Annotated in this window: 29 protein-coding genes; 17 read left to right on the top strand and 12 right to left on the bottom strand. The window is 65.0% G+C overall.

Translation table 11 applies throughout. The annotated features are described in order from the left end of the window. Positions 1-32 precede the first annotated feature (32 nt). A complete protein-coding gene (locus G7007_RS02470; RefSeq protein ID WP_181098862.1) occupies positions 33-749 on the top strand; it encodes an AzlC family ABC transporter permease in 717 nt (238 codons plus the stop codon). After that, positions 739-1047, top strand: coding sequence for an AzlD family protein (locus G7007_RS02465; protein ID WP_181098861.1), 309 nt, complete (start codon positions 739-741; stop codon positions 1045-1047). Before G7007_RS02470 ends, G7007_RS02465 begins: the two co-directional genes overlap by 11 nt. A gap of 330 nt (positions 1048-1377) precedes the next feature. On the opposite strand, the gene G7007_RS02460 is transcribed toward G7007_RS02465, so the two are convergent. The 5 genes from G7007_RS02460 to dadA all read right to left on the bottom strand — a co-directional run bounded on the left by G7007_RS02460 (position 1378) and on the right by dadA (position 6964). Then, positions 1378-3243: an acetyl-CoA hydrolase/transferase family protein gene (locus G7007_RS02460; RefSeq protein ID WP_181098860.1), complete on the bottom strand. Its 1866-nt coding sequence runs from the start codon at positions 3241-3243 to the stop codon at positions 1378-1380. Between the two features lie 82 nt (positions 3244-3325). Next, a complete protein-coding gene (locus G7007_RS02455; RefSeq protein WP_375139471.1) occupies positions 3326-3742 on the bottom strand; it encodes a c-type cytochrome in 417 nt (138 codons plus the stop codon). A gap of 86 nt (positions 3743-3828) precedes the next feature. Continuing rightward, positions 3829-4377 carry a cupin domain-containing protein gene (locus G7007_RS02450; RefSeq protein WP_060392038.1) on the bottom strand — a complete coding sequence of 183 codons (549 nt, stop codon included), beginning with the start codon at positions 4375-4377 and terminating at the stop codon, positions 3829-3831. A 121-nt stretch (positions 4378-4498) separates the two neighbouring features. Further along, positions 4499-5572, bottom strand: a complete 1074-nt coding sequence (gene alr / locus G7007_RS02445) for an alanine racemase (RefSeq protein ID WP_181098858.1) — start codon at positions 5570-5572, stop codon at positions 4499-4501. Positions 5573-5662: 90 nt separating this feature from the next. Continuing rightward, positions 5663-6964 (bottom strand): D-amino acid dehydrogenase, encoded by a 1302-nt coding sequence (dadA, locus tag G7007_RS02440; protein ID WP_181098857.1) that lies wholly within the window; start codon positions 6962-6964, stop codon positions 5663-5665. A gap of 156 nt (positions 6965-7120) precedes the next feature. On the opposite strand from dadA, the gene dadR reads away from it, so the two are divergent. Next, positions 7121-7609 (top strand): transcriptional regulator DadR, encoded by a 489-nt coding sequence (dadR, locus tag G7007_RS02435; RefSeq protein ID WP_060392035.1) that lies wholly within the window; start codon positions 7121-7123, stop codon positions 7607-7609. Between the two features lie 2 nt (positions 7610-7611). On the opposite strand, the gene G7007_RS02430 is transcribed toward dadR, so the two are convergent. Continuing rightward, positions 7612-7965, bottom strand: coding sequence for a YkgJ family cysteine cluster protein (locus G7007_RS02430; protein WP_181098856.1), 354 nt, complete (start codon positions 7963-7965; stop codon positions 7612-7614). A 246-nt stretch (positions 7966-8211) separates the two neighbouring features. On the opposite strand from G7007_RS02430, the gene G7007_RS02425 reads away from it, so the two are divergent. Next, positions 8212-9504, top strand: coding sequence for an NAD(P)/FAD-dependent oxidoreductase (locus G7007_RS02425; protein WP_181098855.1), 1293 nt, complete (start codon positions 8212-8214; stop codon positions 9502-9504). 113 nt (positions 9505-9617) lie between these two features. Further along, entirely contained in the window at positions 9618-11171 is a 1554-nt protein-coding gene (locus G7007_RS02420) for a phospholipase D family protein (RefSeq protein ID WP_181098854.1), read from the top strand. Positions 11172-11194: 23 nt separating this feature from the next. On the opposite strand, the gene G7007_RS02415 is transcribed toward G7007_RS02420, so the two are convergent. Further along, positions 11195-12334, bottom strand: coding sequence for an MFS transporter (locus tag G7007_RS02415; protein WP_181098853.1), 1140 nt, complete (start codon positions 12332-12334; stop codon positions 11195-11197). 89 nt (positions 12335-12423) lie between these two features. Further along, entirely contained in the window at positions 12424-13917 is a 1494-nt protein-coding gene (locus G7007_RS02410; RefSeq protein WP_181098852.1) for an aldehyde dehydrogenase, read from the bottom strand. Positions 13918-14110: 193 nt separating this feature from the next. Here G7007_RS02410 and G7007_RS02405 point away from each other — a divergent pair, with 193 nt between their 5' ends. The 3 genes from G7007_RS02405 (at position 14111) to G7007_RS02395 (ending at position 15233) form a co-directional block, all read left to right on the top strand. Continuing rightward, on the top strand, positions 14111-14470 hold the full coding sequence (locus tag G7007_RS02405) for a cupin domain-containing protein (protein ID WP_181098851.1): 360 nt from the start codon (positions 14111-14113) through the stop codon (positions 14468-14470). A 148-nt stretch (positions 14471-14618) separates the two neighbouring features. Next, on the top strand, positions 14619-14825 hold the full coding sequence (locus tag G7007_RS02400) for an I78 family peptidase inhibitor (protein WP_181098850.1): 207 nt from the start codon (positions 14619-14621) through the stop codon (positions 14823-14825). 150 nt (positions 14826-14975) lie between these two features. Then, positions 14976-15233, top strand: coding sequence for a hypothetical protein (locus G7007_RS02395; RefSeq protein ID WP_181098849.1), 258 nt, complete (start codon positions 14976-14978; stop codon positions 15231-15233). A 64-nt stretch (positions 15234-15297) separates the two neighbouring features. On the opposite strand, the gene rpmG is transcribed toward G7007_RS02395, so the two are convergent. Both rpmG and rpmB read right to left on the bottom strand, forming a co-directional pair. After that, positions 15298-15453 carry a 50S ribosomal protein L33 gene (gene rpmG, locus G7007_RS02390; RefSeq protein WP_021702025.1) on the bottom strand — a complete coding sequence of 52 codons (156 nt, stop codon included), beginning with the start codon at positions 15451-15453 and terminating at the stop codon, positions 15298-15300. A 10-nt stretch (positions 15454-15463) separates the two neighbouring features. Beyond that, complete coding sequence (rpmB, locus tag G7007_RS02385; RefSeq protein WP_085987254.1) at positions 15464-15700, bottom strand: 50S ribosomal protein L28; 237 nt, start codon at positions 15698-15700, stop codon at positions 15464-15466. Positions 15701-16061: 361 nt separating this feature from the next. Between rpmB and G7007_RS02380 the strand changes: the two genes are divergently transcribed. Then, a complete protein-coding gene (locus tag G7007_RS02380) occupies positions 16062-17651 on the top strand; it encodes an ABC transporter substrate-binding protein (RefSeq protein WP_181098848.1) in 1590 nt (529 codons plus the stop codon). Here G7007_RS02380 and radC read toward each other — a convergent pair. Continuing rightward, complete coding sequence (gene radC / locus G7007_RS02375) at positions 17635-18321, bottom strand: RadC family protein (protein ID WP_181098847.1); 687 nt, start codon at positions 18319-18321, stop codon at positions 17635-17637. The two genes, G7007_RS02380 and radC, sit on opposite strands and share 17 nt — an antisense overlap. A 127-nt stretch (positions 18322-18448) precedes the next feature. Between radC and coaBC the strand changes: the two genes are divergently transcribed. From coaBC to G7007_RS02340, 7 genes are all read left to right on the top strand, one after another. Further along, positions 18449-19660 (top strand): bifunctional phosphopantothenoylcysteine decarboxylase/phosphopantothenate--cysteine ligase CoaBC, encoded by a 1212-nt coding sequence (gene coaBC / locus G7007_RS02370; protein WP_181098846.1) that lies wholly within the window; start codon positions 18449-18451, stop codon positions 19658-19660. A 5-nt stretch (positions 19661-19665) separates the two neighbouring features. Continuing rightward, positions 19666-20121 (top strand): dUTP diphosphatase, encoded by a 456-nt coding sequence (gene dut / locus G7007_RS02365; protein ID WP_181098845.1) that lies wholly within the window; start codon positions 19666-19668, stop codon positions 20119-20121. A 99-nt stretch (positions 20122-20220) separates the two neighbouring features. Further along, on the top strand, positions 20221-21618 hold the full coding sequence (locus tag G7007_RS02360; RefSeq protein ID WP_181098844.1) for a phosphomannomutase/phosphoglucomutase: 1398 nt from the start codon (positions 20221-20223) through the stop codon (positions 21616-21618). Between the two features lie 30 nt (positions 21619-21648). Then, positions 21649-22554 (top strand): acetylglutamate kinase, encoded by a 906-nt coding sequence (argB, locus tag G7007_RS02355; RefSeq protein WP_181098843.1) that lies wholly within the window; start codon positions 21649-21651, stop codon positions 22552-22554. Between the two features lie 171 nt (positions 22555-22725). Next, positions 22726-23406 (top strand): CsgG/HfaB family protein, encoded by a 681-nt coding sequence (locus G7007_RS02350; RefSeq protein WP_181098842.1) that lies wholly within the window; start codon positions 22726-22728, stop codon positions 23404-23406. 29 nt (positions 23407-23435) lie between these two features. After that, positions 23436-23804, top strand: a complete 369-nt coding sequence (locus G7007_RS02345) for a DUF4810 domain-containing protein (protein WP_181098841.1) — start codon at positions 23436-23438, stop codon at positions 23802-23804. Further along, positions 23801-24460 (top strand): DUF799 domain-containing protein, encoded by a 660-nt coding sequence (locus tag G7007_RS02340; protein ID WP_181098840.1) that lies wholly within the window; start codon positions 23801-23803, stop codon positions 24458-24460. Before G7007_RS02345 ends, G7007_RS02340 begins: the two co-directional genes overlap by 4 nt. 99 nt (positions 24461-24559) lie before the next feature. On the opposite strand, the gene pyrE is transcribed toward G7007_RS02340, so the two are convergent. Next, positions 24560-25201 carry an orotate phosphoribosyltransferase gene (gene pyrE, locus G7007_RS02335; RefSeq protein WP_181098839.1) on the bottom strand — a complete coding sequence of 214 codons (642 nt, stop codon included), beginning with the start codon at positions 25199-25201 and terminating at the stop codon, positions 24560-24562. A gap of 80 nt (positions 25202-25281) precedes the next feature. Here pyrE and G7007_RS02330 point away from each other — a divergent pair, with 80 nt between their 5' ends. Continuing rightward, positions 25282-26061 carry an exodeoxyribonuclease III gene (locus G7007_RS02330; protein WP_181098838.1) on the top strand — a complete coding sequence of 260 codons (780 nt, stop codon included), beginning with the start codon at positions 25282-25284 and terminating at the stop codon, positions 26059-26061. Positions 26062-26128 lie beyond the last annotated feature (67 nt).

The following is a 26128-nucleotide window of genomic DNA, read 5'->3' as shown; positions in this document are numbered from 1 at the left end:
CATCATAATCGCCACGCCGAAGTGCCCACGACATGACACAGATTACCGACAAGCTGCATGAGTTCGACCACCGGATGGTTTGGGTCGGCTTTACCAAACTGGCGCCCATTTCCCTGTTTGTGGCGATATTCGGGGCGGCTTTCGGCTTGGCGGCCACCCAGGCGGGATTGAGTGACGCGGTAATCGTGGCAATGAGCACCCTTGTGTTTGCTGGCGCGTCCCAGTTCGCCGCACTGGAGCTGTGGGGCCCCGACGTCTCCCTGCTTACCCTGAGCATCACCGTGTTCGCAATCAATGCCCGCCACTTGCTAATGGGCGCCACGCTCTATCCGTGGCTGCAACACCTGCCCGTGAGAAAGCGCTACGGGGTGATGCTGGTCGCCTCCGACGCCAACTGGGCCCTATCAATGCAGGCGTTTGGCAACAGCCAGCCCGGCTTGGGACTCTTGCTGGGCGGCGGCCTGGTTCTATGGCTGGCTTGGGTGGCCGGCACCTGGCTCGGTGTTCTTTTCGGCGGTTCCATTCATGATCCCAAGGCTCTGGGATTGGACATGGTGATGGGCTGTTTCCTGCTGGCAATGGTGGCCGGCGGCGATAAAAACCTGCGCATCTTGATGATCTGGATCGTCGCCGCTTGCGCGTCGCTGCTGGCATACCTGTATCTTCCCGAGAACAGCCATGTCGTCGTGGGTGCGGTGGCCGGCGGACTCACCGGAACAATCTGGACGGAGAACAAGCGTGAGCATTGAAACGGCAGGTTTAGGTGCCCTCATCTTGGTACTGGTCATGGCGTTTGTGACGCTGGCAACCCGCTGGGGCGGGGTCTATGTCATGTCCTTCGTGCCCATTAGCTATCGAGTAAAACAGTTCATCGGAGCAATGTCTGGCTCGGTGCTGGTAGCCCTTCTGGCTCCAATGGCGCTACAGGGTGACAACGCCGCACGACTGGCCCTGCTGACGACGGCAGGCACCATGTTGCTGCTGAAGAAGCCGCTTCCAGCAATCGCTGCCGGAGTGTTGGCTGCTGCGATTTTCCGGCAGTTTTAATCCGCCCAAGGCGAGACAGGTGGGAGTCCGCTTCTGGCCGAAAGCGGCCAGTCGCGACTGGCTGCTTTCGACCCGTAGCTACGACGAGGTGATGCAGGCGGGCGCAGTTCTCCTGTGGGGCTTGCCCGCGATGGCGTCCGGCCCATCACCGCCTGCATCGCGGGCAAGCCCGCTCCCACAGAGGAGATGAACCGCTCTGCCAGATCGGCGATGTGGTCCACATCGTCTTAGGCAAAGACGTTGAAAGCCCTGGCCCACAGGGCCCGTAAAGAGACACTGCCTGATCAGCATGATGCAACGCCGCTCACAGCCCAACTCAGACACTGCCCCCTACCCGTGCGTCGCCTGCAACCCCGCCAGCAGCAACCGCTGGTACAGCTCATCCTTGAACCCTTGCGGCTGCGCCAGCCCCATGCGTTCGAGGTGCACGGGGAAGGTCTCGGGCGCAGGCGCATCCAGGGCCGCCTTGCCCAGCTCCAGCATCTCGGTCAGCCTGAATTTGCGTTTGAGCCAATCCAGGGCCCGCAGCAGCGCCCGCTCTTCGTCGCTGAAGTCGCACCCCAGGGGATACTCCGGAAACAACCGCGCATGCCGCTGGCGAATCGCCTCGAGCCGTTCGGGCGTGTTGTCGGTGAACTGCGGATCGAGCTGGAAATCCGCCGGCAGCTTGCCGGCCGCCTTGGCCTTGGCCATCAGGTCCGGCTGGAACCGCGAATCGCTGATCGCCAGCAGCCGGGCAATCACCTCGCTGTCGGTCTGCCCGCGCAGGTCGGCGATGCCGTACTCGGTCACCACGAGGTCGCGCAGGTGCCGAGGAATCGTGCAGTGCCCATAGTTCCAGGTCAGGTTCGAGGTGACTTCGCCTGCGGACTCGCGCCAGCTGCGGACCAGCAGCAGCGAACGGGCGTCCTCCAAGGCGTGGGCCTGGGCGACGAAGTTGTACTGCCCGCCCACGCCGCTCAGCACCCGACCGTCTTCCAGTTGATCGGCCACCGCCGCACCCATCAGGGTCATGCCGAACACGGTGTTGATGAACCGCGCATCACGGCGCTGGCGCCGCTTGAGTGCTTCATCGCCATACAGCTCGTTGATGAAGCTGATCGCGGTCATGGCGAAACGGGCGCGCTGTGCCAAGGGCATTTCCCGCAGCCGCTGATAGAAACTGCGCGGCCCCAGGAAGAACCCGCCATGCACCAGCACGCCGTGCTCGTCCGCCGGCCGTCGCACCACGCCGGCTTCAGCCAGGGCGAGCAGGCCGTTGACGAACATTTCGCTGCACCCGTACAGCCCGTCGGCGAACGGCGCCAGCCCCCCTTCCCGTTCGATCAACGTCTGCCAGGGTGTGAGCTGCAGCTCTTCGGCCAGCGCGCGGTAACCGTCGTTGTCCCCCTGCCGCGCCAGCAAGGCGGCCGTCACCGCATCGCCCATGGCGCCGATGCCGATCTGCAAGGTGCCGCCGTCGCGCACCAGCAGGCTGGCATACAACCCGATGAAGTGGTCCTGCGTCGACACCGGCATGTTCGGCGTCGAGAACAGGCGACGCGTCTCGGGCTGATCGATGAGCAGGTCGAAGGTCGTTTCAGGCAGTTCGGCCGTGCCGGGCATGTACGGCAACTCGTCATGGGGCTGCCCAAGCACCAGCACGGTTTCGCCCGCCGCACGGCGCTTGTCGAGCATCGGCAACAGGTCCAGGGTGATGTCCGGGTTGCAGGCCAGGCTCACCTGCCCAGGCCGCTCGGGCGTGGTGGCCACCAATTGCGCCACCAGGTTCAGGCCCTTGGCGTTGATGTCGCGCGCCGCATGGCTGTAGTTGCTGCTGACGTAGGCCTGCTGCGCCGTGTGGCTGCCCAGCAGGCTGCCGGGCTGCATGAAGAACTGCTCGACCCGGATGTTGCCCGGCAGGCTGTCGCCGCGCAGGTCGGCCAGGTAGTCGAGCTCTTCGCAGTCGGCGAAGACGCGCTCGACGAACGGCTCCAGAAAGCGCCGCTGCAGGCCATCGCCCAGTGCAGGCCTGCCGAGCGTCAGCGCGGTGTAGATCGTCAGTTGGCGTCCGGGGGTCTGGCGAATCCGTCGGTACAACGCATTGACGAACGCCGTGGGCTTGCCCAGGCCCAGGGGCAGGCCCATGTGGATGTGTGCGGGCAGACGCGCCAGCACCTGGTCGACAGCCTGTTCGATGGAGCAGCGATGCGGCATCTTGGCCTCCTGGACGTCCTTGCATGCAGCCGTTGGACCGATGCCCGTACGCGTTTGCTCCCCGCCGGGCCCCGTCGCCCGCTCAGAGGCCGGACATCTGCCTGATGGCGCTCAGCAACTCGTCGTCGGAGCAATTGCCGCACGTGCCCCGCGCCGGCATCGCGTTGACACCGCTGATCGCCCGGGCCAGCAGGCCGTCCAGGCCGCCGTTGCGATCGGCGAGCGCCTGCCAGGCTGCCGTGTCGCCGGGCTTGGGGGCGTTGAGCAGGCCCATGCCGTGGCAGGTCTGGCAATGCCGGGCGACGATCTCGGCAGGGTCGCGCCCTGTGACGGCCGGACGACTGGCCGGCGGCTCGCCACAGGGCTGCCCCTGCACGCAGACCTGGCCGACCGGCGCCAGGCGGCGGGCCAGGTCGTCGTCGGACGTCGCGTGCGCGGCGCTGGCCAGCAACAGGGTGCAGAGCATCGGGAGCGTTGCCAAACGGTGGATCACGTTCACAGGTCGCCTCTGGGTCGTGAGGGTTGGATCGGGTAAGCGCCTGCGGGTCGCTGGCTGGTGAGCCTGGCGCCCCGCCGTCGACGTCTTCAGAAATTGGCCGGCGTGGCGGCGCTGATCAGCCGGGCAGGCTCGTCGAAGGGGTTGCGGAAACGATGCGGCCGCGTGCTTTCGAAGTAGTAGCTGTCGCCGGCCTCAAGCACGAAGGTCTCGTAGCCCACGACCAGTTCCAGCCGCCCTTCGAGCAGGATGCCGGTCTCTTCGCCCTCATGGGTGAGCATCTCGTCCCCGGTATCGGCCCCGGGTGGATAAACCTCGTTGAGAAAGGCGATCGCTCGGCTGGAATGGGCCTTGCCGACCAGCTTCATGGTCACTGCACCGTCGGAGATGTCGAGCAGCTCATGGGCCTTGTACACGATCTGCGACGGGGTTTCCGGCTCCAGCTCCACGGAGAAGAACTCGACCATGGACATCGGAATGCCGCCCAGCACCTTGCGCAGCGAGCTGATCGACGGGCTGACGCTGTTCTTCTCGATCATCGAGATGGTGCTGTTGGTCACCCCGGCACGCTTGGCCAGCTCCCGTTGGGACAGACCCTTGAGCGTGCGAATGGCTTGTAGTCGTTGGCCGACGTCCAAAGCATGAGCCTCCTTTAAGGCGAGCGAACAGGGATCGAGGGGCAGTGATCGCTATCATGGTAACAGCGTTCAGTATTTACAACACCCTGACCCCGTGCGCCCGACGTCGGTCGGCGCCTTCTCAGTCGCCGAGGTACTCGCGCGGCACCCGCTTGAGGTTGCAGAACAGCTGGTAGGGGATGGTCTCGGCCTGGGCCGCCACGGTGCTCGCCAGGACCTGCTTGCCCCACAGCTCGACCGGGCTGCCGACGTCCGCCTGCGGCAGGTCGGTCAGGTCGATGCAGAGCATGTCCATCGAGACGCGGCCGATCAGTCGGCTCGGCTGCCCGGCCACCTGCACGGGCGTGCCGGTCGGGGCATGCCGCGGATAGCCGTCGGCGTAACCCATGGCGACCACCCCCACGCGGGTCGGCCGTGGGCAGATGAACCGCGCGCCGTACCCCACCGGCTCGCCGGCCGGCAGCTCACGCACGCTGATCACCCGCGACTGCAGGGTCATCACCGGCTGCAGGCGCCCGGCCTGGGGCTGTTCGACCTCGAACGGCGTGGCGCCGTACAGCATGATGCCAGGGCGCGCCCAGTCGCTTCGCACCGACGGCCAGCCGATCAGGGCCGGCGAGTTGCTCAGGCTGGTTTCGGCCTGCAACCCCTGGCGCGCCTGATCGAACACGGCCAATTGCTCGGCGGTGGTGGAGGCGTCCGGCTCGTCGGCCCGGGCGAAGTGGCTCATCAGCACGATGCGTGCGACCTGGCCGCTAGCCAGCAACCGCCCATAGGCCGCCAGGTAATCCTTCGGGTGCAGGCCGACCCGGTGCATGCCGGTGTCGAGCTTGAGCCAGACGTTCAACGGCGTGTGCAGCTGCACGCGCTCCAGGGCTTCGACCTGCCAGGTCGCGTGCACCACGCACCACAGATCATACTCGGCGATCAGCGGCAGCTCACTGGCCTCGAAGAACCCTTCGAGCAGCAGGATGGGCGCCTTGATGCCCGCGGCCCGCAGTTCCAGCGCTTCTTCGATGCAGGCCACGGCAAAGCCGTTCGCTTCGGTTTCCAGGGCCAGGGCGCAGCGCACTGCACCGTGCCCGTAGGCATCGGCCTTGACCACGGCCAGCGCCTTGGCACCGGCCAGCTCGCGGGCCACGCGGTAATTGTGGCGAAGGGCTTGAAGATCGATCAGGGCACGGGCGGGACGCATGAAGACAGCCTTCTGGCAAAGCGGTGGGAGGTTCGATCCGGCGCAAGGCGGGCCTTGCACCGGAGACAGCGGTTGGCGACCGGGGTCGCGTTACGAATGCGCGGGGGTGGCGCTGCCCGACCGGACACGTTCCCCTCGGGCGCCATAGCGCGACAGATCCAGGCCGGCCGCACTGATCTGTGGCGTCTTGCGCGCGATCAGGTCGGCCAGCAGGCGACCGGAGCCACAGGCCATGGTCCAGCCCAGCGTGCCGTGCCCGGTGTTGAGGAACAGGTTGCGCACGGGCGTGGCGCCGACGATGGGGGTGCCATCGGGGGTCGCCGGGCGCAATCCGGTCCAGAAGCTGGCCTGCTGCAGGTCGCCGCCCAGAGGATAAAGGTCGTTGACGATCATCTCCAGCGTCTCGCGCCGACGCGGATTCAGGGACAGGTCGAACCCGGCGATCTCGGCCATGCCACCAACCCGGATACGGTCGTCGAAGCGCGTGACGGCCACCTTGTAGGTCTCATCGAGAATGGTCGAGGCCGGAGCCATGGCCGGATCGGTGATCGGCACGGTCAGCGAGTAGCCCTTGAGTGGGTAGACCGGCGCCCGGATGCCCAGGGGCTTGAGCAGTTGCGGCGAGTAGCTGCCCAGGGCCAGCACGTAGCGGTCCGCGGTTTCCAGGGTACCGTCGATCCACACACCATTGAGCCGGTCGCCGGTGACGTCCAGGCGCTGGATGTCCTGACCGAAGCGGAACTGGACGCCGAGCCCTTCGGCCATCTCCGCCAGGCGGCGGGTGAACAGCTGACAGTCACCGGTCTGGTCGTTGGGCAGGCGCAGGGCACCGACCAGCAGGTCGCGGGCCTGGGCCAGCGCAGGCTCGACGCGGGCGATGCCATCACGATCGAGCAGCTCGTAGGGCACGCCTGAGCGCTCGAGCACCGCGATGTCCTTGGCGGCGGCATCGAGCTGCGCCTGGGTGCGGAACAGCTGGGTGGTGCCCAGGGTGCGATGCTCGTAGGCGATGCCGGTCTCGGCACGCAGTTCGTCGAGGCAATCCCGGCTGTACTCGGACAGCCGCACCATGCGCTCCTTGTTCACCGCATAACGCGACGCCGTGCAGTTGCGCAGCATCTGCGCCATCCACAGGTACTGATCGACATCGCCAGTCAGCTTGATGGCCAGGGGAGCGTGACGCTCGAGCAGCCACTTGATGGCCTTGAGCGGCACGCCCGGCGCGGCCCAGGGCGAGGCGTAGCCCGGCGAGATCTGCCCGGCGTTGGCGAAACTGGTTTCCAAGGCCACGGCCGGCTGGCGATCGACCACCACCACCTCGAACCCCTGCCGGGCCAGGTAGTAGGCACTGACCGTGCCGATGACACCGCCCCCAAGCACCATCACTCGCATCGCTCTTCCCTCTTGCGCGGCACGCCGCGACCTCGACCATGGGCACTGCCCGATGCGCGCAGTATAAGAAGTTGGAAGCAGTGCAATTCACTATATAAAAGCCTATATTTGGCGAGAATTCTTGGCTATATCGGCTTTCGCAAAGGCGCATCCCCTATGAGAACCCAGCATCAAAGCAAACGTGAACTGGACAAGATCGACCGCAACATCCTGCGCATCCTGCAGGACGAGGGGCGCATCTCCTTCACCGAACTGGGCGAGAAAGTCGGGCTGTCGACCACCCCTTGCACCGAGCGCGTCCGTCGCCTCGAACGCGAGGGCATCATCATGGGCTACAGCGCGCGGCTGAACCCGCAGCAGCTCAAGGCCAGCTTGCTGGTGTTCGTGGAGATCAGCCTGGACTACAAGTCGGGCGACACCTTCGAGGAGTTCCGCCGGGCGGTGCTGAAGCTGCCCCATGTGCTGGAATGCCACCTGGTGTCGGGCGATTTCGACTACCTGGTGAAAGCGCGCATCTCAGAGATGGCGTCGTACCGCAAGCTGCTGGGCGACATCCTGCTGAAGCTGCCCCACGTGCGCGAATCCAAGAGCTACATCGTCATGGAAGAGGTCAAGGAAAGCCTCTGCCTGCCCATCCCGGACTGACGCTACACCAGCACTTGGCGCGTGCTGGCGATGTACTGATGCACCAGCTGCTCGGCGGCAGGCTCGATCATCGGTTCAGGACCACGCCCTCGCGGGCAGGCCATGCGCGGGGTAGTGCCGAACAGCCGGCAGATCAGCGGACGCTCCTCGTACACGGTGCAGCCGCCCGGCCCGAGGTGGACGCAGTCCAGCCGCTCCAGCGCTGCCGCCTGCTCGGCCGAAGACCTGCGCGGCAGGCGGGCCATCTCGTCCGTGGACGTGGTGACCGGGCCGCAGCAATCGTGGCAGCCGGGTACGCATTCGAACGACGGGATGAGTTCGCGCAGGAAGTGGATCTTGTGGCGGTTACAGGACATGGCTGAAAGGGCTGTTCATCCGGAGGTGAAGACGCACTGGAAACGGTCAGGTCGTCCCCGGCGACAGTCGAAGGCCGGTGAAGGCGGCCATGACGTCCTGCCGGACGTGCCTGCTGGGCGAAGGCCCATTCTACTCGCTTGCAACGTCGGCCGCGCGTCTTCGACAGGCCGGAGCCTCGTGCGGTTGCTCACCACGCAACCCACGCTTATCCTCCCCGCTCGGTCGATCACTTCAGGACCCACCCCATGATCCACAGCGCACAGCACACCGCCTCCTACTACGCCGCCAGCAGCGTGCCGCACCCGGCGCATGCCTTTCTGCAGGGCGAGCAACGTGCCGACGTGTGCATCGTGGGCGGCGGCTACTCGGGCCTGAACACGGCCATCGAACTGGCCGAGCGGGGCTTTTCGGTCGTGCTGCTGGAGGCCCGCAAACTGGGCTGGGGCGCCAGCGGACGCAATGGCGGACAGTTGATCCGCGGGGTCGGCCATGGCGTGGAGCGGTTCCTGCCGGTGTTGGGCGAGGACGGTGTACGCAGCCTGCACCTGATGGGGTTGGAGGCCGTGCAGATCGTGCGCGAGCGGGTGGAGCGGCACGCCATCGACTGCGACCTCACCTGGGGCTATTGCGACCTGGCCAACAAACCCGAACAACTGAAGGGGTTCGCCGAGGACGCCGAGCACCTGCGCAGCCTGGGGTACGCCCACGCGCTGCGCCTGGTCGGCAAGGACGACCTGCACAGCGTGGTGGGCGCCGACTGCTATGCCGGCGGGTTGATCGACATGGGCTCCGGCCACCTGCACCCGCTCAACCTGGCCCTGGGCGAAGCGGCCGTGGCCAGCCGCCTGGGCGTGAAGCTCTACGAGCAGTCGGAGGTCACGCGCATCGACTACGGCCCTGAGGTGCAGGTGCACACGGCCCAGGGTCGGGTGCGGGCCAAGACGTTGGTGCTGTGCTGCAACGCCTACCTCAATGGCCTGGACCGCGAACTGGGGGGCAAGGTGCTGCCGGCCGGCAGCTACCTCATCGCCACCGAGCCACTGGGCGAAGCCCGCGCCCGCTCGTTGCTGCCGCAGAACATGGCGGTGTGCGACCAGCGCGTGGCACTGGACTACTACCGCCTCAGCGCCGACCATCGGCTGTTGTTCGGCGGGGCCTGTCACTATTCCGGACGTGACCCCAAGGACATTGCGGCCTACATGCGCCCCAAGATGCTCCAGGTGTTCCCGCAACTGGCCGACGTACGCATCAACTACCAATGGGGCGGCATGATCGGCATCGGCGCCAATCGCCTGCCGCAGATCGGGCGCCTGAGCCAGCAGCCGAACGTGTTCTACGCCCAAGCCTACTCGGGCCATGGGCTCAATGCCACGCACCTGGCGGGCCGCCTGCTGGGCGAGGCGATCAGTGGCCAGGAAAGCGGCCGCTTCGAGCTGTTCGCCAAGGTCCCGCACATGACCTTCCCAGGCGGCCGGCACCTGCGCTCGCCGCTGCTGGCGCTGGGCATGCTCTGGCATCGGCTCAAGGAGCTGGCCTGAGGGTCGCGCACCCGCGCCTGCCGGCACTCGGCGCGACGTACGGCGCCGCCGTAACTTTCTGCACGCGCCCACGGTCCATATCCCTGACCCCCGTTCCTACAGGATGAACCTCCTTGAGACTCCAGAGAGCCCTGCCTGTCTGGCTGACCACGCTGTTCGTCGTTTCAGGCTGCACCAGCGTCAGCGCCCCCCACGAAACCAGCCACGTCCTGCCTGCCGACGAGTCGGCGTTCGGCCGCTCCGTTCTGCACCAGGCTGCGCCGCACCAGGGGCAGTCGGGGTTCCGTCTGCTGTCCAACAGCACCGATGCGTTCCGCGCCCGGGCCGAGCTGATTCGCAACGCCCAGGTCAGCATCGACTTGCAGTACTACATCGTGCACGACGGCCTGAGCACCCGCGCGCTGATCCACGAGCTGCTGCTGGCCGCCGACCGCGACGTGCGGATACGCATCCTGCTCGACGACACCACCAGCGCGGGGCAGGACAGCGCCATCGCCACCCTGGCCTCACACCCGAACATCCAGATCCGGGTCTTCAACCCGTTGCACCAGGGCCGCAGCACGGGCATCACCCGCGCCCTCGGGCGCCTGTTCAACCTGTCGCTGCAGCACCGGCGGATGCACAACAAGCTGTTCATGGCCGACACCAGCATGGTCATCGTCGGCGGCCGCAACCTGGGCGACGAGTACTTCGACGCCGAGCCGAACATGAATTTCACCGACATCGACATGCTTGGGGTCGGCCCGGTGGCGCGCCAGCTCGGCGAGAGTTTCGACCAGTACTGGAACAGCGAACTGAGCCGCCCGATCAGTGATTTTCTTTCCGAGCCCCCGAGCCCCGACGCGTTACGCGTGAGCCGGGAGCGACTGGAGGCCTCGCTGGCCAAGGCCAAGATCGAGCGCAAGGCGCTGTACGAGCGCTTGATGGCCTACCAGACCGAACCGCGGCTCGACACCTGGCGCAAGGAGCTGATCTGGGCCCACGCGCAGGCGCTGTGGGATGCCCCGGAAAAGATCCTGGCCGACGGCGAGCCGGATCCTGCATTGCTGATGACCCGCCAGTTGGCGCCGGCCCTGAACGACGTGCAGCACGAGCTGATCCTGCTGTCGGCCTACTTCGTGCCGGGCGAGTACGGTTTGCGCTACCTGGCCGGCAAGTCCGACGAAGGGGTGACGGTCAAGCTGCTGACCAATTCCCTGGAAGCCACCGACGTGCCCGCCGTGCATGGGGGGTATGCACCCTACCGCAAGGCATTGCTGCGCCATGGGGTGCAGCTGTTCGAGATGCGCCGCCAGTCGGGCGATCCGTCCAGTGCCAAGCTGAGCTACAAGGGCAGTTCGAACTCCAGCCTGCACAGCAAGGCGATCATCTTCGACCGCAGCAAGACCTTCGTCGGCTCGTTCAACTTCGACCCCCGTTCGGTGCTGTGGAACACCGAGGTCGGCGTCATGGTGGACAGCCCGGAGCTGGCCGAGTACACCCGCGAACTGGCCCTGCAGGGCATGGCACCGGCCGTGAGCTACCAGCCCGAGCTGCGCGAGGGCGAGCTGGTGTGGGTCACCGAGGACAATGGCCAGCGCCACGTCCTGACCCATGAGCCCGGTGGTGCCTGGCGTCGCTTCAACGCCTGGGTGAGCAAGGCCGTCGGCCTGGAGCGCATGCTCTAGGCGGCAGACGACGCACGCCAAGCCTAGATCGTGACGGGATCGAATGCACCGCGACGACGGGTCAGCAGCACCAGGCCGAAGGCCCCTGCCGCCATCAGCAGCGGCAGGGCATGCCCATTCACCCATTGTCCACCTGCGCCGGCCAGCAAGGGGCCCAGCAGGCAGCCAATGCCCCACAGTTGCGCCACGTGAGCATTGGCGCGGACCAGCGCATCGTCACGGTAGCGCTCGCCGATCAGCACCAGCGACAGCGTGAACAGCCCGCCAGCGCTGGCGCCGAACACCACCCACAGCGGCCAGATCGCCACGCTGTGCAACAGCCAGGGAATCGCCAGGCTGACGCCGAGCAGCGCCACCGCACAGCCGCTGAACAGCGCCCGGCGTGACAGGCGATCGGCCAGCACGCCAATGGGCAGTTGCAGGAGCGCATCGCCCACCACCACCGTGCTGACCATGAACAGGGCCGTCTCGGCGTCGAAGCCCTGCTGCAGGCAATAGACCGGCAGCAGCGTCAGGATCATCGCTTCGAACGCCGCGAACAAGGCGATGGCCCAGGCAATCACTGGCAGGCGTCTACAGAATCCGAACAGATCGCTGAAGGTGACGCTGCAGGCGTCGGTCACCGGTGCACCACCCCGACCGAGCAGCAGTAGAGGCGCGACGAGCAACAGCCCGGTTGCCGCCCAGAACCCCCGGTCATCGTCGGTGCCGACCAGGCCCAGAAGCAAGGGGCCGGCCAGTTGGCTCAAGGCGTAGCTGCTGCCGTACAAGGCCACTAGCCGTCCACGCCAGCGCTCCACCACCAACTGGTTGATCCAGCTTTCTCCGAGGACGAACACCACGGTCAGGCACAGACCGATGAGCAGGCGCAGCACCAGCCACAGCGCATAACCCGGCAACACGGCCAGCAGGCCGATCGACACCGCGCTGCCCCACAGGCACAGGCGCATGGCCTGGGGCACGCCGACCCAGCCCGCCAGCCGGCTGGCCAGGCTGGCACCGGCCAGCACGCCGATCGCGGGCATGGCCGCCATCACGCCGATGGCGAAGGCGCCGTAGCCCCAGTTTTCCAGCCGCAGCGAGACCAGCGGCATGCTCACGCCCAAGGCCAGCCCGACACTGAGCACGGCCGCCAGCACTGCGAAATACGTGCCCCAGCGCATCGTGCACCTCCTTTCGTCCAGGTGAGCAACACACACAAAACAGCCGGGACGACCTGCGTCGTCCCGGCTGCCTGTTCGACCGCGTCGGGTTACAGCTTGATCCAGGTGGCCTTCAGCTCGGTGTACTTCTCCAGCGCATGCAGCGACTTGTCGCGGCCATTGCCGGACTGCTTGAACCCACCGAACGGCGCGGTCATGTCGCCGCCGTCGTACTGGTTCACCCACACGCTGCCGGCTCGAACGGCACGTGCCGTGCGGTGGGCCTTGGAAATGTCGGACGTCCAGATGCCAGCAGCCAGGCCATAGGGCGTGTCGTTGGCGATGGCGATGGCTTCCTCGGCGGAGTCGAAGGTCAGCACCGACAGGACCGGGCCGAAGATCTCTTCCTGGGCGATCTTCATGGCATTGGTGACGCCGTCGAAAATAGTCGGCTCCACGTAGGTGCCGCCGGTCTCTTCCAGGGTACGCTTGCCCCCGGTCAACAGGGTCGCGCCATCGCGGTGACCTGCTTCGATGTACGACAGCACGGTGTTCATCTGCTGCTGGTCGACCAGCGCACCGATGGTGGTGGCCGGATCCAGCGGGTTGCCGGGCGTCCAGGCCTTGAGCGCCTCGACCACCATGGGCAGGAAGGTGTCCTTGATCGAGCGCTCGACCAGCAGCCGTGAACCGGCGGTGCAGACCTCGCCCTGGTTGAAGGCGATGGCGCTGGCGGCGGCCTGGGCAGCGGCCTGCAGGTCCGGCGCATCGGCGAAGACGATGTTCGGGCTCTTGCCGCCCGCCTCGAGCCAGACCCGCTTCATGTTCGACTCACCGGCGTAGATCATCAGCTGCTTGGCGATCTTGGTGGAACCGGTGAACACCAGGGTGTCGACGTCCATGTGCAGTGCCAGCGCCTTGCCGACGGTGTGGCCGTAGCCAGGCAACACGTTGAGCACGCCGGCCGGGATGCCGGCCTCGAGCGCCAGCTGGGCGACACGGATGGCGGTCAGCGGCGATTTCTCGGACGGCTTGAGCACCACCGAATTGCCAGTGGCCAGGGCCGGGCCGAGTTTCCAGCTGGCCATCAGCAGCGGGAAGTTCCATGGCACGATGGCTGCGACCACACCGACCGGTTCGCGCGTCACCAGGCCCAGTTGATCGTGCGGGGTCGGTGCGACTTCGTCGTACACCTTGTCGATGGCTTCGGCGTTCCAGTGAATGGCGTTGGCGGCCCCCGGAATGTCGATGCTCGAGGAATCCCCGATCGGCTTGCCCATGTCGAGGGTTTCCAGCAGGGCCAGCTCTTCGACATGTTCGCGCAGCAGGTTGGCGAAGCGAATCAACGTGGCCTTGCGCTTGGCAGGTGCCAGGCGCGACCAGACGCCCGACTCGAACGTGGCGCGAGCGTTCTCGACCGCGCGGTTGGCATCGGCCAGGTCGCAGCTGGCGACCTGGGCGAGGGAGCGCCCGTCCACCGGGCTGCGGCATTCGAAGGTCTCGCCGGAGGTGGCGGCAGTGTACTCGCCGTTGATGAAGGCACGACCTTCGATCGTCAACTGCTGGGCACGCTGCTCCCAGTCTGCACGCGTCAAGGTGGTCATGTAGAAACTCCTCTTGTTGTCAGGGACAGCGTCAGGCTCGACACTCACCCACGCTGGGGTAGTTGAACAGGTCTGCGAGGCGACCCTAGGTGTCGTCCACCCTAAACCAGCCACGTAGAACTATCAATATATTTGACAAAAAACGCTCAAAGCTCTTATAGCGTTTGTTTTTTTAAACAACACGAGGCAGATCATGCGCATCGATTCCATCGTCGACTTCGCCCAGGTGCTGATGCAGGCCGAGACCTACCGGCCGGCGGCGCACAAGATTCTCAAGGGCGACCCCGAGCAACGGGTCTACAACCATTACGCCACACCCTGCGGCCAGTTCGCTGCGGGTGTCTGGGAAGGTGCCGTCGGACAATGGGAGGTGAACTACACCGAACATGAGTATTGCGAAATCGTTCAGGGTGTATCGGTACTGCGTGATCAGGATGGCCACGCCAAGACGTTGCGTGCAGGTGACCGTTTCGTGATTCCGGCCGGCTTCAAGGGGACCTGGGAAGTGCTCGAAGCCTGTCGCAAGATCTACGTCATGTTCGAGCCGCAGTGAGCGACGCCCGTGCGGATCGAGGGGTAGATGCATAGCGTTTCCTCACGACGATGGCCTCCCAGGCAGCTTTAGATAGGCCACTTGCCGATGCGGCATCGCTGACCATGAGCACGCCCGACCCGGGCTGACATCACACAGAGGACACATCATGGAAAACCGCATCGATCTGACAACGTCTGTCCAGCACCTCATCGGCACCCGCTACGTCGAGAGCGTAAAGGCCTACATTCGTGAAATGACAGGACTGACGTACGTCATCGGCCCCGATGAAATATCGACCACGGAAATTCGCACCGACCGCATCCACGTGCACGTCGATGAAGCAGGCAACATCAGCCGACTGCGTATTGGCTGAGCCGCAGGCCTCGGAAAAACCGTATCTCAGGATACGGTTTTTTTTGGCCGCCGCTCCACCACTCAGGCTGGGCCTGCGGAGCGCGCACGTAAGCTTTTCCTAGCGAGGATCGCTCTCGACGTAGATTTAGATAGGCCAACGACAGGCTCGATGACACCGATCATCAGCATGCCCGACATTGGGCTGACACCCTACAGAGGAACCCTCATGGCATATCAAGTCGACAAGACGGCACTCAACCACCTCATCGGTACCCCCTACATCGATAGCGTGAAATGCTACATTCGCGAATTGACCGGACTGCCCCTCGTCATAGGCCCTAAAGATCCTTCCACCAAAGACTGTCGTACCGATAGGGTCTTCATCGTCGTCGATGAAGGCATGATCACTGGATTCAGGTTCAATTGAGCCGCAAACGCCAGAGATAAAAAAACCGCATCCTGGGATGCGGTTTTTTTTGGTCGCCGATCAATTACTTGATCTTGGCTTCCTTGTACGTCACGTGCTTACGGACGACCGGATCGTATTTCTTGATCTCGATCTTGTCCGGGGTAGTGCGCTTGTTCTTGTCGGTGGTGTAGAAGTGGCCGGTACCGGCGCTGGACACCAAACGGATCAGTTCACGCATGACAGTCTCCTTAAACCTTTTCGCCGCGAGCGCGCAGCTCGGACAGCACGACTTCGATACCACGCTTGTCGATGATGCGCATGCCCTTGGCGGAAACGCGCAGACGAACGAAGCGCTTCTCGGCTTCAACCCAGAAACGGTGATGTTGCAGGTTTGGCAGGAAACGACGACGGGTTTTGTTGTTTGCGTGGGAAATGTTGTTCCCCGTTACCGGACCCTTACCGGTAACTTGACAGACTCTCGACATGCCTCAGCCCTCTAAAACCACATGCCCAACCCGGCATGGGTTGGCCGCTTAATCTCTCAGTCTTTGGCGCCAGGCGCCGTGTTTTCCGAGGTCTTATCGACCGGAATCGCCGAAGCGACAGGCCGAGCCCCTAGAAAAGAGCGCTGCTTTATACCAGAAAGACCGGGTCACGACAACAGGGGCATGCCAAGGCGACGACAGCTGCGAGCCCGTAAGCATAGCGGCAAGGCGGCAGCCATGCCCACCGTTCGTCGGTCGATTTGTAAAAATGGATGTAGCCTTTTGTCGATGCTCACTCTAGGGTTACATCGTTTCCAGACTGCTTCTGGCAGATGGGCCACTGACCAGTCAAGGAGTCACCATGCGTCGCGCCGTCTTTCCCCTGCTGTTCGCCTCCCTGTTCGCCTCGGCGCTGGTCCAGGCCGCGCCCCTGAGCGTCTGCACCGAGGCCAGCCCGGAAGGCTTCGACGTGGTCCAGTACAACTCGCTGACCACCACCAATGCCTCGGCCGATGTGCTGATGAACCGCCTGGTCGAGTTCGATGCCGCCCAGGGCAAGGTCGTGCCCAGCCTGGCGCAACGCTGGACGGTATCGGACGATGGCCTGGTCTACGACTTCACGCTGCGCGACGGGGTGAAGTTCCACACCACGTCCTATTTCAAGCCCACGCGCCCGCTGACCGCCGACGACGTGCTGTTCAGCTTCCAGCGCATGCTCTACCCCGCCCATGCCTGGCACAAGAGCGCGCCGGGCGGGTACCCCCATGCGCAATCGCTGCAACTGGGCAGCCTGATCAAGGCCATCGATGCGCCGACGCCCACGACGGTGCGCTTCACCCTCTCGCACCCGGACGCCACCTTCCTGGCGACGCTGAGCATGGGCTTCGCCTCGATCTACTCGGCCGAGTACGCCGACCAGTTGCTCAAGGCCGGCACGCCGGAAAAGCTCAACACCCAGCCCATCGGCACCGGGCCTTTCGTGTTCCAGCGGTTCCAGAAGGATGCCGTGGTCCGCTACCGTGCCAACCCGGGTTACTTCGGCGGCAAGCCCGCCGTCGATCCGCTGATCTTCGCCATCACGCCGGACGCCAACGTCCGGCTGCAGAAACTCAAGCGCAACGAGTGCCAGATCGCCCTGTCGCCCAAGCCGCTGGACATCGCCGATGCCAAGCAGCTGCCGGACCTGAAGGTCGAAAGCACACCGGCGTTCATGACGGCGTTCGTCGCCCTCAATACCCAGCACCCGCCCTTGGACAAGCCTGAAGTCCGTCAGGCCATCAACCTGGCGTTCGACCGGGACAGCTACCTGAAGGCGGTGTTCGAGGACACTGCCATCGCGGCCACCGGCCCTTACCCGCCCAATACCTGGAGCTATGCCGAGCACCTGCCGGGGTACCCGACCGACGTGGAGAAGGCCAAGCGCCTGCTGGCCAAGGCGGGCCTGCCCGACGGCTTCACCACGACCCTGTGGACGCGACCGTCGGGCAGCCTGCTCAACCCCAACCCCAACCTGGGCGCACAGATGGTGCAGGCCGACCTGGCCAAGGTCGGCATCAAGGCCGAGATCCGCGTGATCGAATGGGGCGAGCTGATCCGTCGGGCCAAGCAGGGCGAGCATGATTTGCTGTTCATGGGCTGGGCCGGCGACAACGGGGACCCGGACAACTTCCTCACGCCGCAATTCTCCTGCGCGGCAGTCACCTCCGGCACCAACTTCGCCCGCTATTGCGACAGCCGCCTGGACCAGCTGATCAATGCCGGTCGAACCACCAACGACCAGAGCGTGCGCAGTCGCCTGTACCAACAGGCCCAGACGCTGATTCAACAGCAGGCGCTCTGGTTGCCGCTGGCCCATCCCACTGCCGCCAGCCTCACGCGCCAGGGCGTCACAGGCTATGCCGTCAGCCCGTTCGGTCGACTCGACCTGTCCAAGGTCACGGTGACCCGCTGAGCCAACCCTGCTCGACCATCGACAGCGGTTCGCCCTCGCCCACGATGATGTGATCGAGGATCCGCACGTCGATCAGCTTGAGGGCGTCGCGCAGCACATGGGTGAGCTGGACGTCCTCGCGGCTGGGCTCGGGGTTGCCGGAGGGATGGTTGTGGCACAGGATCAGCGCCGCACAATTGTGCGCCAGCGAACGCCTGACCACCTCACGTGGGTACACGTTGGCGCGATCGATCGATCCGCGAAACAGCACCTCGAATGCCAACGGCCGATGCCGTGTATCCAGGAACAGGCAGGCGAAGACTTCGCTGGCCTCGTGGCGCAGCCTGGACTTGAGGTAACGGCGGACCGCATGCGGGCCTTCCAGGGCCGATTCACGCTCGATGGATTCGGCCAGGTGGCGCCGCCCGATCTCCAGCATCGCCTGCAATTGCGAGTACCTGACCGGACCGAGCCCGGCCTCGCCCAAGAACGCCTCACGGTCGGCCTCGAGCAACTGGCGTAGGCTGCCGAAGCGGCGCAGCAGCCGCCGCGCCAGGTCGACCACGTTGCAGCCCTTCACACCCGAGCCCAGGAACACCGCCAGCAACTCGGCGTCCGACAGCTGCGACGCGCCATGCTGCAGCAACTTCTCCCGAGGCCGCTCGCGCAATGGCCATTCCCTGATATTCATGCCCCCTCCCTGCATGTCGCTACGGCGCCTCCAGGCGCTGTGTTAATCTAGTCCGCTCGTTCATGTGACGATCTGCCGCAGGCAACCATCGTCGTCGCACGCTTCTACTGGAACAAAAGGCAGGCCTATGCAGCGGCTGTATCGCAAGCGCATCGTTCTCGGCGTAGGGGGCGGCATCGCCGCCTACAAAAGCGCCGAGCTGATTCGCCGACTCCTCGAACACGGCGCCCAGGTGCGCGTCGTCATGACCCGCGGCGGGGCCGAGTTCATCACCCCCCTGACCTTGCAGGCACTGTCCGGCCACCCGGTGCACCTGGACCTGCTCGACCCTGCCGCCGAAGCCGCGATGGGCCATATCGAGCTGGCCAAGTGGGCCGACCTGGTGCTGATCGCCCCGGCCACGGCCGACCTGCTGGCCCGCCTGGCCCAGGGCATGGCCGACGACCTGCTGACGACCCTGGTCCTGGCCACCGACGCCGCCGTCGCCGTGGCGCCGGCGATGAACCAGGCGATGTGGCGCGACCCGGCGACCCAGGCCAACCTCGACCTGCTGCAACGCCGAGGCCTGCAGGTGTTCGGACCGGCCTCCGGCAGCCAGGCCTGTGGCGACGTCGGGCTGGGCCGCATGCTCGAGCCCACCGAACTGGCCTGGCTGGCTGCAGAAAGCTTCCAGCGCCAGGCGCTGACCGGGCGGCACGTGCTGATCACGGCCGGCCCGACGCAGGAAAACATCGACCCGGTGCGCTACATCACCAATCATAGCTCGGGGAAAATGGGCTTCGCACTGGCCGAAGCGGCGGCCGAAGCCGGTGCTCGGGTGACCCTCGTCACGGGCCCCGTGCACCTGCCGACCCCCGATCGCGTGACCCGCATCGACGTGGTGAGCGCGCGGGACATGCTCGCGGCCTGCGAGGCAGCCATGCCTTGCGACCTGCTGATCGCCTCGGCGGCGGTCGCGGACTACCGTCCTGAAGTCGTTGCCGCGCAAAAACTCAAGAAAGATCCTACGACCGGCGACGGTCTGTTGCTGCAGATGGTGCGCAATCCCGATATCCTCGCCACCCTCGCGGGGCGCCCGGATCGGCCGTTCAGCGTGGGCTTCGCCGCCGAGACCGAGCACCTGCTCGACTATGCGACGCGCAAGCTCAAGGACAAGAACCTCGACCTGATCGTCGCCAATGACGTGGCCAACCCCAGCATCGGCTTCAACAGCGAGGAAAATGCCCTGACCGTCATCGACCGTCAGCAACACCAGACTCTTTTCGCGCAGACCAGCAAGGGCAAGATCGCTCGCCAGCTGGTCGCCTTCATCGCCGAACGGCTCAACCAGGTTCAATAGGTTACATGCACGCTCTTCAAGCCAAGATCCTCGACCCCCGCCTGGGTCGCGACTTCCCTCTTCCGCAGTACGCCACGCCGGGCTCGGCCGGGCTGGACCTGCGCGCACTGCTGCCCCAGGACACCGTTCTGGAGCCAGGACAGACCCTGCTGATCCCGACCGGGCTGTCGGTCTACATCGGCGATCCGGGCCTGGCCGCGCTGATCCTGCCGCGCTCGGGCCTGGGCCATAAGCACGGGATCGTGCTCGGCAACCTGGTCGGCCTGATCGACTCCGACTACCAGGGTGAGCTGATGGTGTCCTGCTGGAACCGCGGCCAGACCCCCTTCACGCTCACCGTCGGCGAGCGTATCGCCCAGCTGGTGCTGGTACCCGTGGTCCAGGCACAGTTCGAGCTGGTCGAGGCCTTCGACGAAACCCAGCGTGGCACCGGCGGCTTCGGCCACTCCGGCACCCGCTGACCCGATGACGGTTCGCAGGGACGGCGAACTCGACCAGCGCTTCGTCGTCCAACGCGTGCCATGCCCCAGGGCCACCGCCCTTGCCGACTGGAATCGCTCATGACCGACTGCGCTCCCCGCCCGCCCGCGCTGCCTGCCAGCATCTTTCGCGCCTATGACATCCGCGGCGTGGTCGGCAGCACGCTGACCCCCGACGTCGCCTACTGGATCGGGCGAGCCATCGGCGCGCAGAGTCTCGCCCAGGGCGAGGCGAAGGTGTCGGTCGGCCGCGACGGTCGCCTGTCCGGCCCACTGTTGGTGGGGCCGTTGATCCAGGGCCTGGTCGATGCAGGTTGCCAGGTCAGCGACCTGGGCATGGTGCCGACGCCGACGCTGTACTACGCGGCCCACGTGCTGGAAGGCACCTCCGCCATCATGCTGACCGGCAGCCACAACCCGCCCGACTACAACGGCTTCAAGATCGTCATCGCCGGTGACACGTTGGCGGACGAACAGATCCAGGCGCTGCTGCAGCGCGTGCGCGACGACGACCTCAGCGCCGGTCAGGGCCATGTCGAGCAGGTCGACCTGCTGGAGCGCTACAGCGCGCGGATCCTCGCCGACGTCACATTGGCCAAGCCCTTGAAGATCGTCATGGATTGCGGCAACGGCGTGGCCGGGGTGATCGCCCCGGCGCTGTTCGAACGCCTCGGCTGCGAGGTCGTGCCGCTGTTCTGCGAGGTCGACGGCTACTTCCCCCACCATCATCCCGACCCCGGCAAGCCCGAGAACCTGCAGGACCTGATCGCGTCCGTGCGCGACACCGGCGCGGACCTGGGCATTGCCTTCGATGGCGATGCCGACCGGGTCGGCGTGGTAACCCCGCAGGGCCAGATCGTCTACCCGGACCGCCTGCTGATGCTGTTCGCCCAGGACGTGCTGCAACGCAACCCGGGCGCCGAGATCCTCTTCGACGTCAAATGCACGCGTCGGCTGATCGCGCTCATCGAAGGGCTGGGCGGACGCGCCACGATGTGGAAGACCGGCCATTCGCTGATGAAGAAGAAGCTCAAGCAGACCGGCGCGCTGCTGGCCGGCGAAATGAGCGGGCACCTGTTCATCCAGGAGCGCTGGTACGGCTTCGACGATGGCCTCTACAGCGCCGCACGCCTGCTGGAGATCCTGTCGCACAGCGGCGTCGATGCCGATACGCTGTTCGCGGCGTTTCCCAGTGACATGGCCACGCCGGAACTCAACATCGATGTGACCGACGAGGGTAAATTCAGCATCATTGAAGCGCTGAAGCGCGATGCCGACTGGGGTGAAGCCACCTTGACCACCCTTGATGGCATTCGCGTCGACTATGCCCACGGCTGGGGTCTGGTGCGTGCCTCCAACACCACGCCGGTGCTGGTGTTGCGCTTCGAGGCCGACGACGAGGCCGAGCTTCGTCGTATCCAGGCCATTTTCCGCACGCAGCTGCTGCAGGTCGCCCCCGACTTGCGCCTGCCATTCTGACCGATCCACCCTTCCCTGCTGGAGTCTCGCATGACCCTCGACCGCGATGCCGCTTCCCATGTCGCCCAGGTACTGTCCGAAGCGCTGCCCTACATCCGCCGTTTCGTCGGCAAGACGCTGGTGATCAAGTACGGCGGCAATGCGATGGAGAGCGAAGAGCTCAAGACCGGCTTCGCCCGTGACATCGTGCTGATGAAGGCCGTCGGCATCAACCCGGTGGTGGTCCACGGTGGCGGACCGCAGATCGGTGACCTGCTCAAGCGCCTGTCCATCGAAAGCCACTTCATCGACGGCATGCGCGTGACCGATGCGCAGACCATGGACGTGGTCGAGATGGTGCTGGGTGGGCAGGTCAACAAGTCGATCGTCAACCTCATCAATCGCCATGGCGGCAGCGCCATCGGCCTGACCGGCAAGGATGCCGAGCTGATTCGCGCGAAGAAGCTGACCGTCACCCGTCAGGTCGAGGGCATGAGCGCCCCCGAGGTCATCGACATCGGCCAGGTCGGCGAAGTGGCCGGGGTCAACACCGACTTGCTGAACATGCTGGTCAAGGGTGACTTCATTCCGGTGATCGCCCCCATCGGCGTCGGTGCCGATGGCCAGTCCTACAACATCAACGCCGACCTGGTCGCCGGCAAGGTCGCCGAGGCGCTCAAGGCCGAGAAGCTGATGCTGCTGACCAACATCGCCGGCCTGATGGACAAGCAGGGCCAGGTCCTGACCGGCCTGACCACCGTGCAGGTCGACGAACTGATCGCCGATGGCACCATCTACGGCGGCATGCTGCCGAAGATCAAGTGCGCGCTGGAGGCGGTCCAGGGTGGCGTGAACAGCGCACACATCGTCGACGGGCGCGTACCGAACGCCGTCCTGCTGGAGATCTTCACCGACACGGGCGTGGGTACGCTGATCACCAATCACGCTTCGCGCTGAGCGTCCCGTTCAGCCTGCGCCGACCCTGTCAGCGCAGGCTCGACCGCTCACACTCCGCCTATCCTGCACGTGGCCGCACAGGAGAAGGCTCGATCGCCTAGAGGCTTTCCGCGGCGGATATGGCAAAATGCCTACTCTGTTGGAATCCGATCCATCTCTAGGAGACACTGCGTGAAATACGCATCACAAGGACTCGTGCTGGCAGCTGCCTTGGCTGTCGGGTCCATCGCCGGCTGCGCCACCGAAACCTCCACCGCCATTGCCGTACAACAGGTCGAGAGCGTCAGCCGCCCTTACAGCGGCATGCGCGCACCGATCGCCGTCGGCAAGTTCGACAATCGCTCCAGCTACATGCGCGGCATCTTCTCCGACGGTGTCGATCGACTCGGCAGCCAGGCCAAGACCATCCTCATCACGCACCTGCAACAGACCCAGCGCTTCAACGTGCTCGATCGCGACAACATGAACGAGACGCAACGTGAAGCCACGATCAAGAGTCAGGCCCAGCGCCTGAAGGGCGCCGACTTCGTGGTGACCGGCGATGTGACCGAATTTGGCCGCAAGGAAGTCGGCGATCACCAGCTGTTCGGCATTCTGGGCCGTGGCAAGACGCAGATCGCCTATGCCAAGGTGGCACTCAATATCGTCGACATCGACACGTCCGAAGTCGTCTACTCGAGCCAGGGCGCAGGCGAGTACGCCCTGTCCAACCGCGAAATCATCGGTTTCGGCGGCACGGCCAGCTACGATTCGACGCTCAATGGCAAGGTGCTCGACCTGGCCATGCGCGAGGCCGTCAACAAGCTGGTCGCGGCCGTCGAAAACGGCCAGTGGAACCCACGCGCCCACTGACAAACCTTCCTGGCGAAAGGACCTCTCCGATGAGCATCACCCTTCCCGGCCTGCGTCGATACGCAGGCCTCGTGCTGGGCAGCCTTCTGCTGACCGGCTGCAATGCGCCCAAACCGCTGTACCAGTGGGAAAGCTACCAACCCCAGGTGTACGGCTACTTCAAGGGCGAGTCCAAAGAGGCCCAGGCCATCGCACTGGAACGCGACCTGGAAAAGATCAAGGCCAAGAACGGTGCCGTTCCCCCGGGTTATCACGCGCAGCTGGGGCTGCTGTACTCCAGCCTGGGTAAGGATGACCAGATGATGCAGCAGCTGCGTACGGAAAAAGCGCTGTTCCCGGAATCGGCGACCTACATGGACTTTCTGATGAACAATGCCACCAAGGCGGCCAAGCCATGATCGCGCGCGTAACCTCACTGATCGCCGCGCTCTGCGCGCTGACACTACTGGCAGGCTGCGCACAACGCCAGACCGTCGATTACTCGGCGTACAAACAGAGCCGGCCAAAATCGATCCTGATTCTGCCGCCCCTGAACGAATCGCCGGATGTGAAAGCGACCTACAGCATGCTGTCACAGGCCACGTACCCCTTGGCCGAGGCAGGCTACTACGTGATGCCCGTGGCGCTGGTCGACGAAACCTTCCGCCAGAATGGCATGACCACGGCCGGGGACATCCAGCAACTGCCCACGACCAAACTGCATGAGATCTTCGGGGCGGACGCTGGCGTGTACGTGACCGTGTCCGACTACGGCACGCGTTACATGGTGTTGAGCAGCGCGACCATCGTCACCGCCCAGGCCAAGCTGGTCGATCTGAAGACCGGGACCACGCTCTGGACCGGCCAAGCCACGGCTTCCAGCCAGGAAAACCAGCAGGGTCAGAGCAGCCTGATCGGCATGTTGATCGTGGCCGCGGTCAACCAGATCGTCAGCAGCGTCCAGGAAGATGCGGGCTACCCTATCGCTGGCATGACAAGCGCACGCCTGCTGACGCCGAATCCGAACGGGGGCCTCCTGTACGGACCAAGATCGCCCAAGTACGGGACCGACTGACCCCGGCTCCAGGCGCCGCGCCTTGCCTGGCCGAGCCATGGGAGAGGCCAACAAAAAGGCGACCTGCAAGAGGTCGCCTTTTTCGTTACCCGGTCAGGATCAGATCCCGTACTGCGCCCGGTAGGCTTCGACGGCAGGCAGGTGCTGCTTGAGCTGCGGATCGTCGGCCAAAAACTCCAGCACCTGGGTCAGCGAAACGATGCTGACCACCGGGATACCGAAATCGCGCTCCACTTCCTGGATGGCCGACAGCTCGCCATTGCCACGCTCTTCGCGGTTGAGCGCGATCAGCACGCCGGCGGCGCGCGCCTGCTGGGCCTGGATGATCTGCATGACTTCGCGGATCGCCGTACCGGCGGTGATCACGTCGTCGATGATCAGCACGTCGCCGGCCAGCGGGGCCCCGACCAGGCTACCGCCCTCACCGTGGTCCTTGGCTTCCTTGCGGTTGAAGCACCAGGGCACGTCGTGCTGGTGCTGGTCAGCCAGCGCGACGGCCGTGGTCGCCGCCAGCGGAATGCCCTTGTAGGCCGGGCCGAACAGGACGTCGAACGCAATCTTGCTGTCGACGATCGCGGCGGCGTAGCAACGGCCCAGTTCGGCCAGGGCCGAACCGCTGTTGAACAGGCCAGCGTTGAAGAAGTACGGGCTGGTACGCCCCGATTTCAGGGTGAATTCACCGAAGCGCAGCACGCCCCGATCGATGGCAAAACGGATGAAGTCGCGCTGATACGGCTGCATGAAAGGTCCCGGACACCACGGATTTAGCTAAATGAGTTGAGCTCGGGTATCATACACGCACGAGATTTTTGGGGCCATTTATGCGGATCATCAGTGTGAACGTGAACGGCATTCAGGCTGCGGCCGAGCGCGGATTGCTCAGCTGGCTGCAAGCCCAGAATGCCGACGTCATCTGCCTTCAGGATACCCGCGCCTCGGCCTTTGAACTCGACGACCCAGCTTATCAGCTCGATGGCTACTTCCTGTACGCCTGCGACGCGGAAGTGCCCGCCCAAGGCGGCGTGGCGCTGTATTCGCGCATGCAGCCCAAGGCAGTCATCACGGGCCTGGGCTTCGAGACGGCCGACCGTTACGGGCGCTACCTGCAGGCCGACTTCGACAAGGTCAGCATCGCCAGCCTGCTGCTGCCTTCGGGCATGAACGGCGACGAAGACCTGAATCAGAAATTCAAGTTGATGGACGACTTCGCCAAGTACCTGGACAAGCAGCGTCGCAAGCGCCGCGAGTACATCTACTGCGGCTCGTTCTACGTCGCGCAGCAGAAGCTCGACATCAAGAACTGGCGCGACAGCCAGCAGTCGCCCGGCTTCCTGCCGCCCGAGCGCGCCTGGATGGAAGCGATCGTCGGCGACATGGGCTACGTGGACGCCTTGCGCGAAGTCAGCCGTGAAGGCGACCAGTACAGCTGGTGGCCGGACAACGAGCAGGCCGACCTGCTCAACCTCGGCTATCGCTTCGACTACCAGATCCTGACGCCGGGCCTGCGCCGCTTCGTGCGCAACGCCCGCCTGCCGCGCCAGCCGCGCTTCTCCCAGCATGCGCCGCTGATCGTCGACTACGACTGGACGCTGACCATCTGATCGAGACGAACGCCTCGCGTCAGCGCAGCCTCACCCGTAGGTGAGGTCGCGCCTGGGCGGTATCGAG

The sequence above is a fragment of the Pseudomonas entomophila genome, from assembly GCF_013523125.1.
GTDB lineage: Bacteria > Pseudomonadota > Gammaproteobacteria > Pseudomonadales > Pseudomonadaceae > Aquipseudomonas > Aquipseudomonas entomophila_B.
The sequence above is the reverse complement of the archived record's forward strand: the minus strand, read 5'-3'. Positions and strand labels throughout refer to the sequence as shown.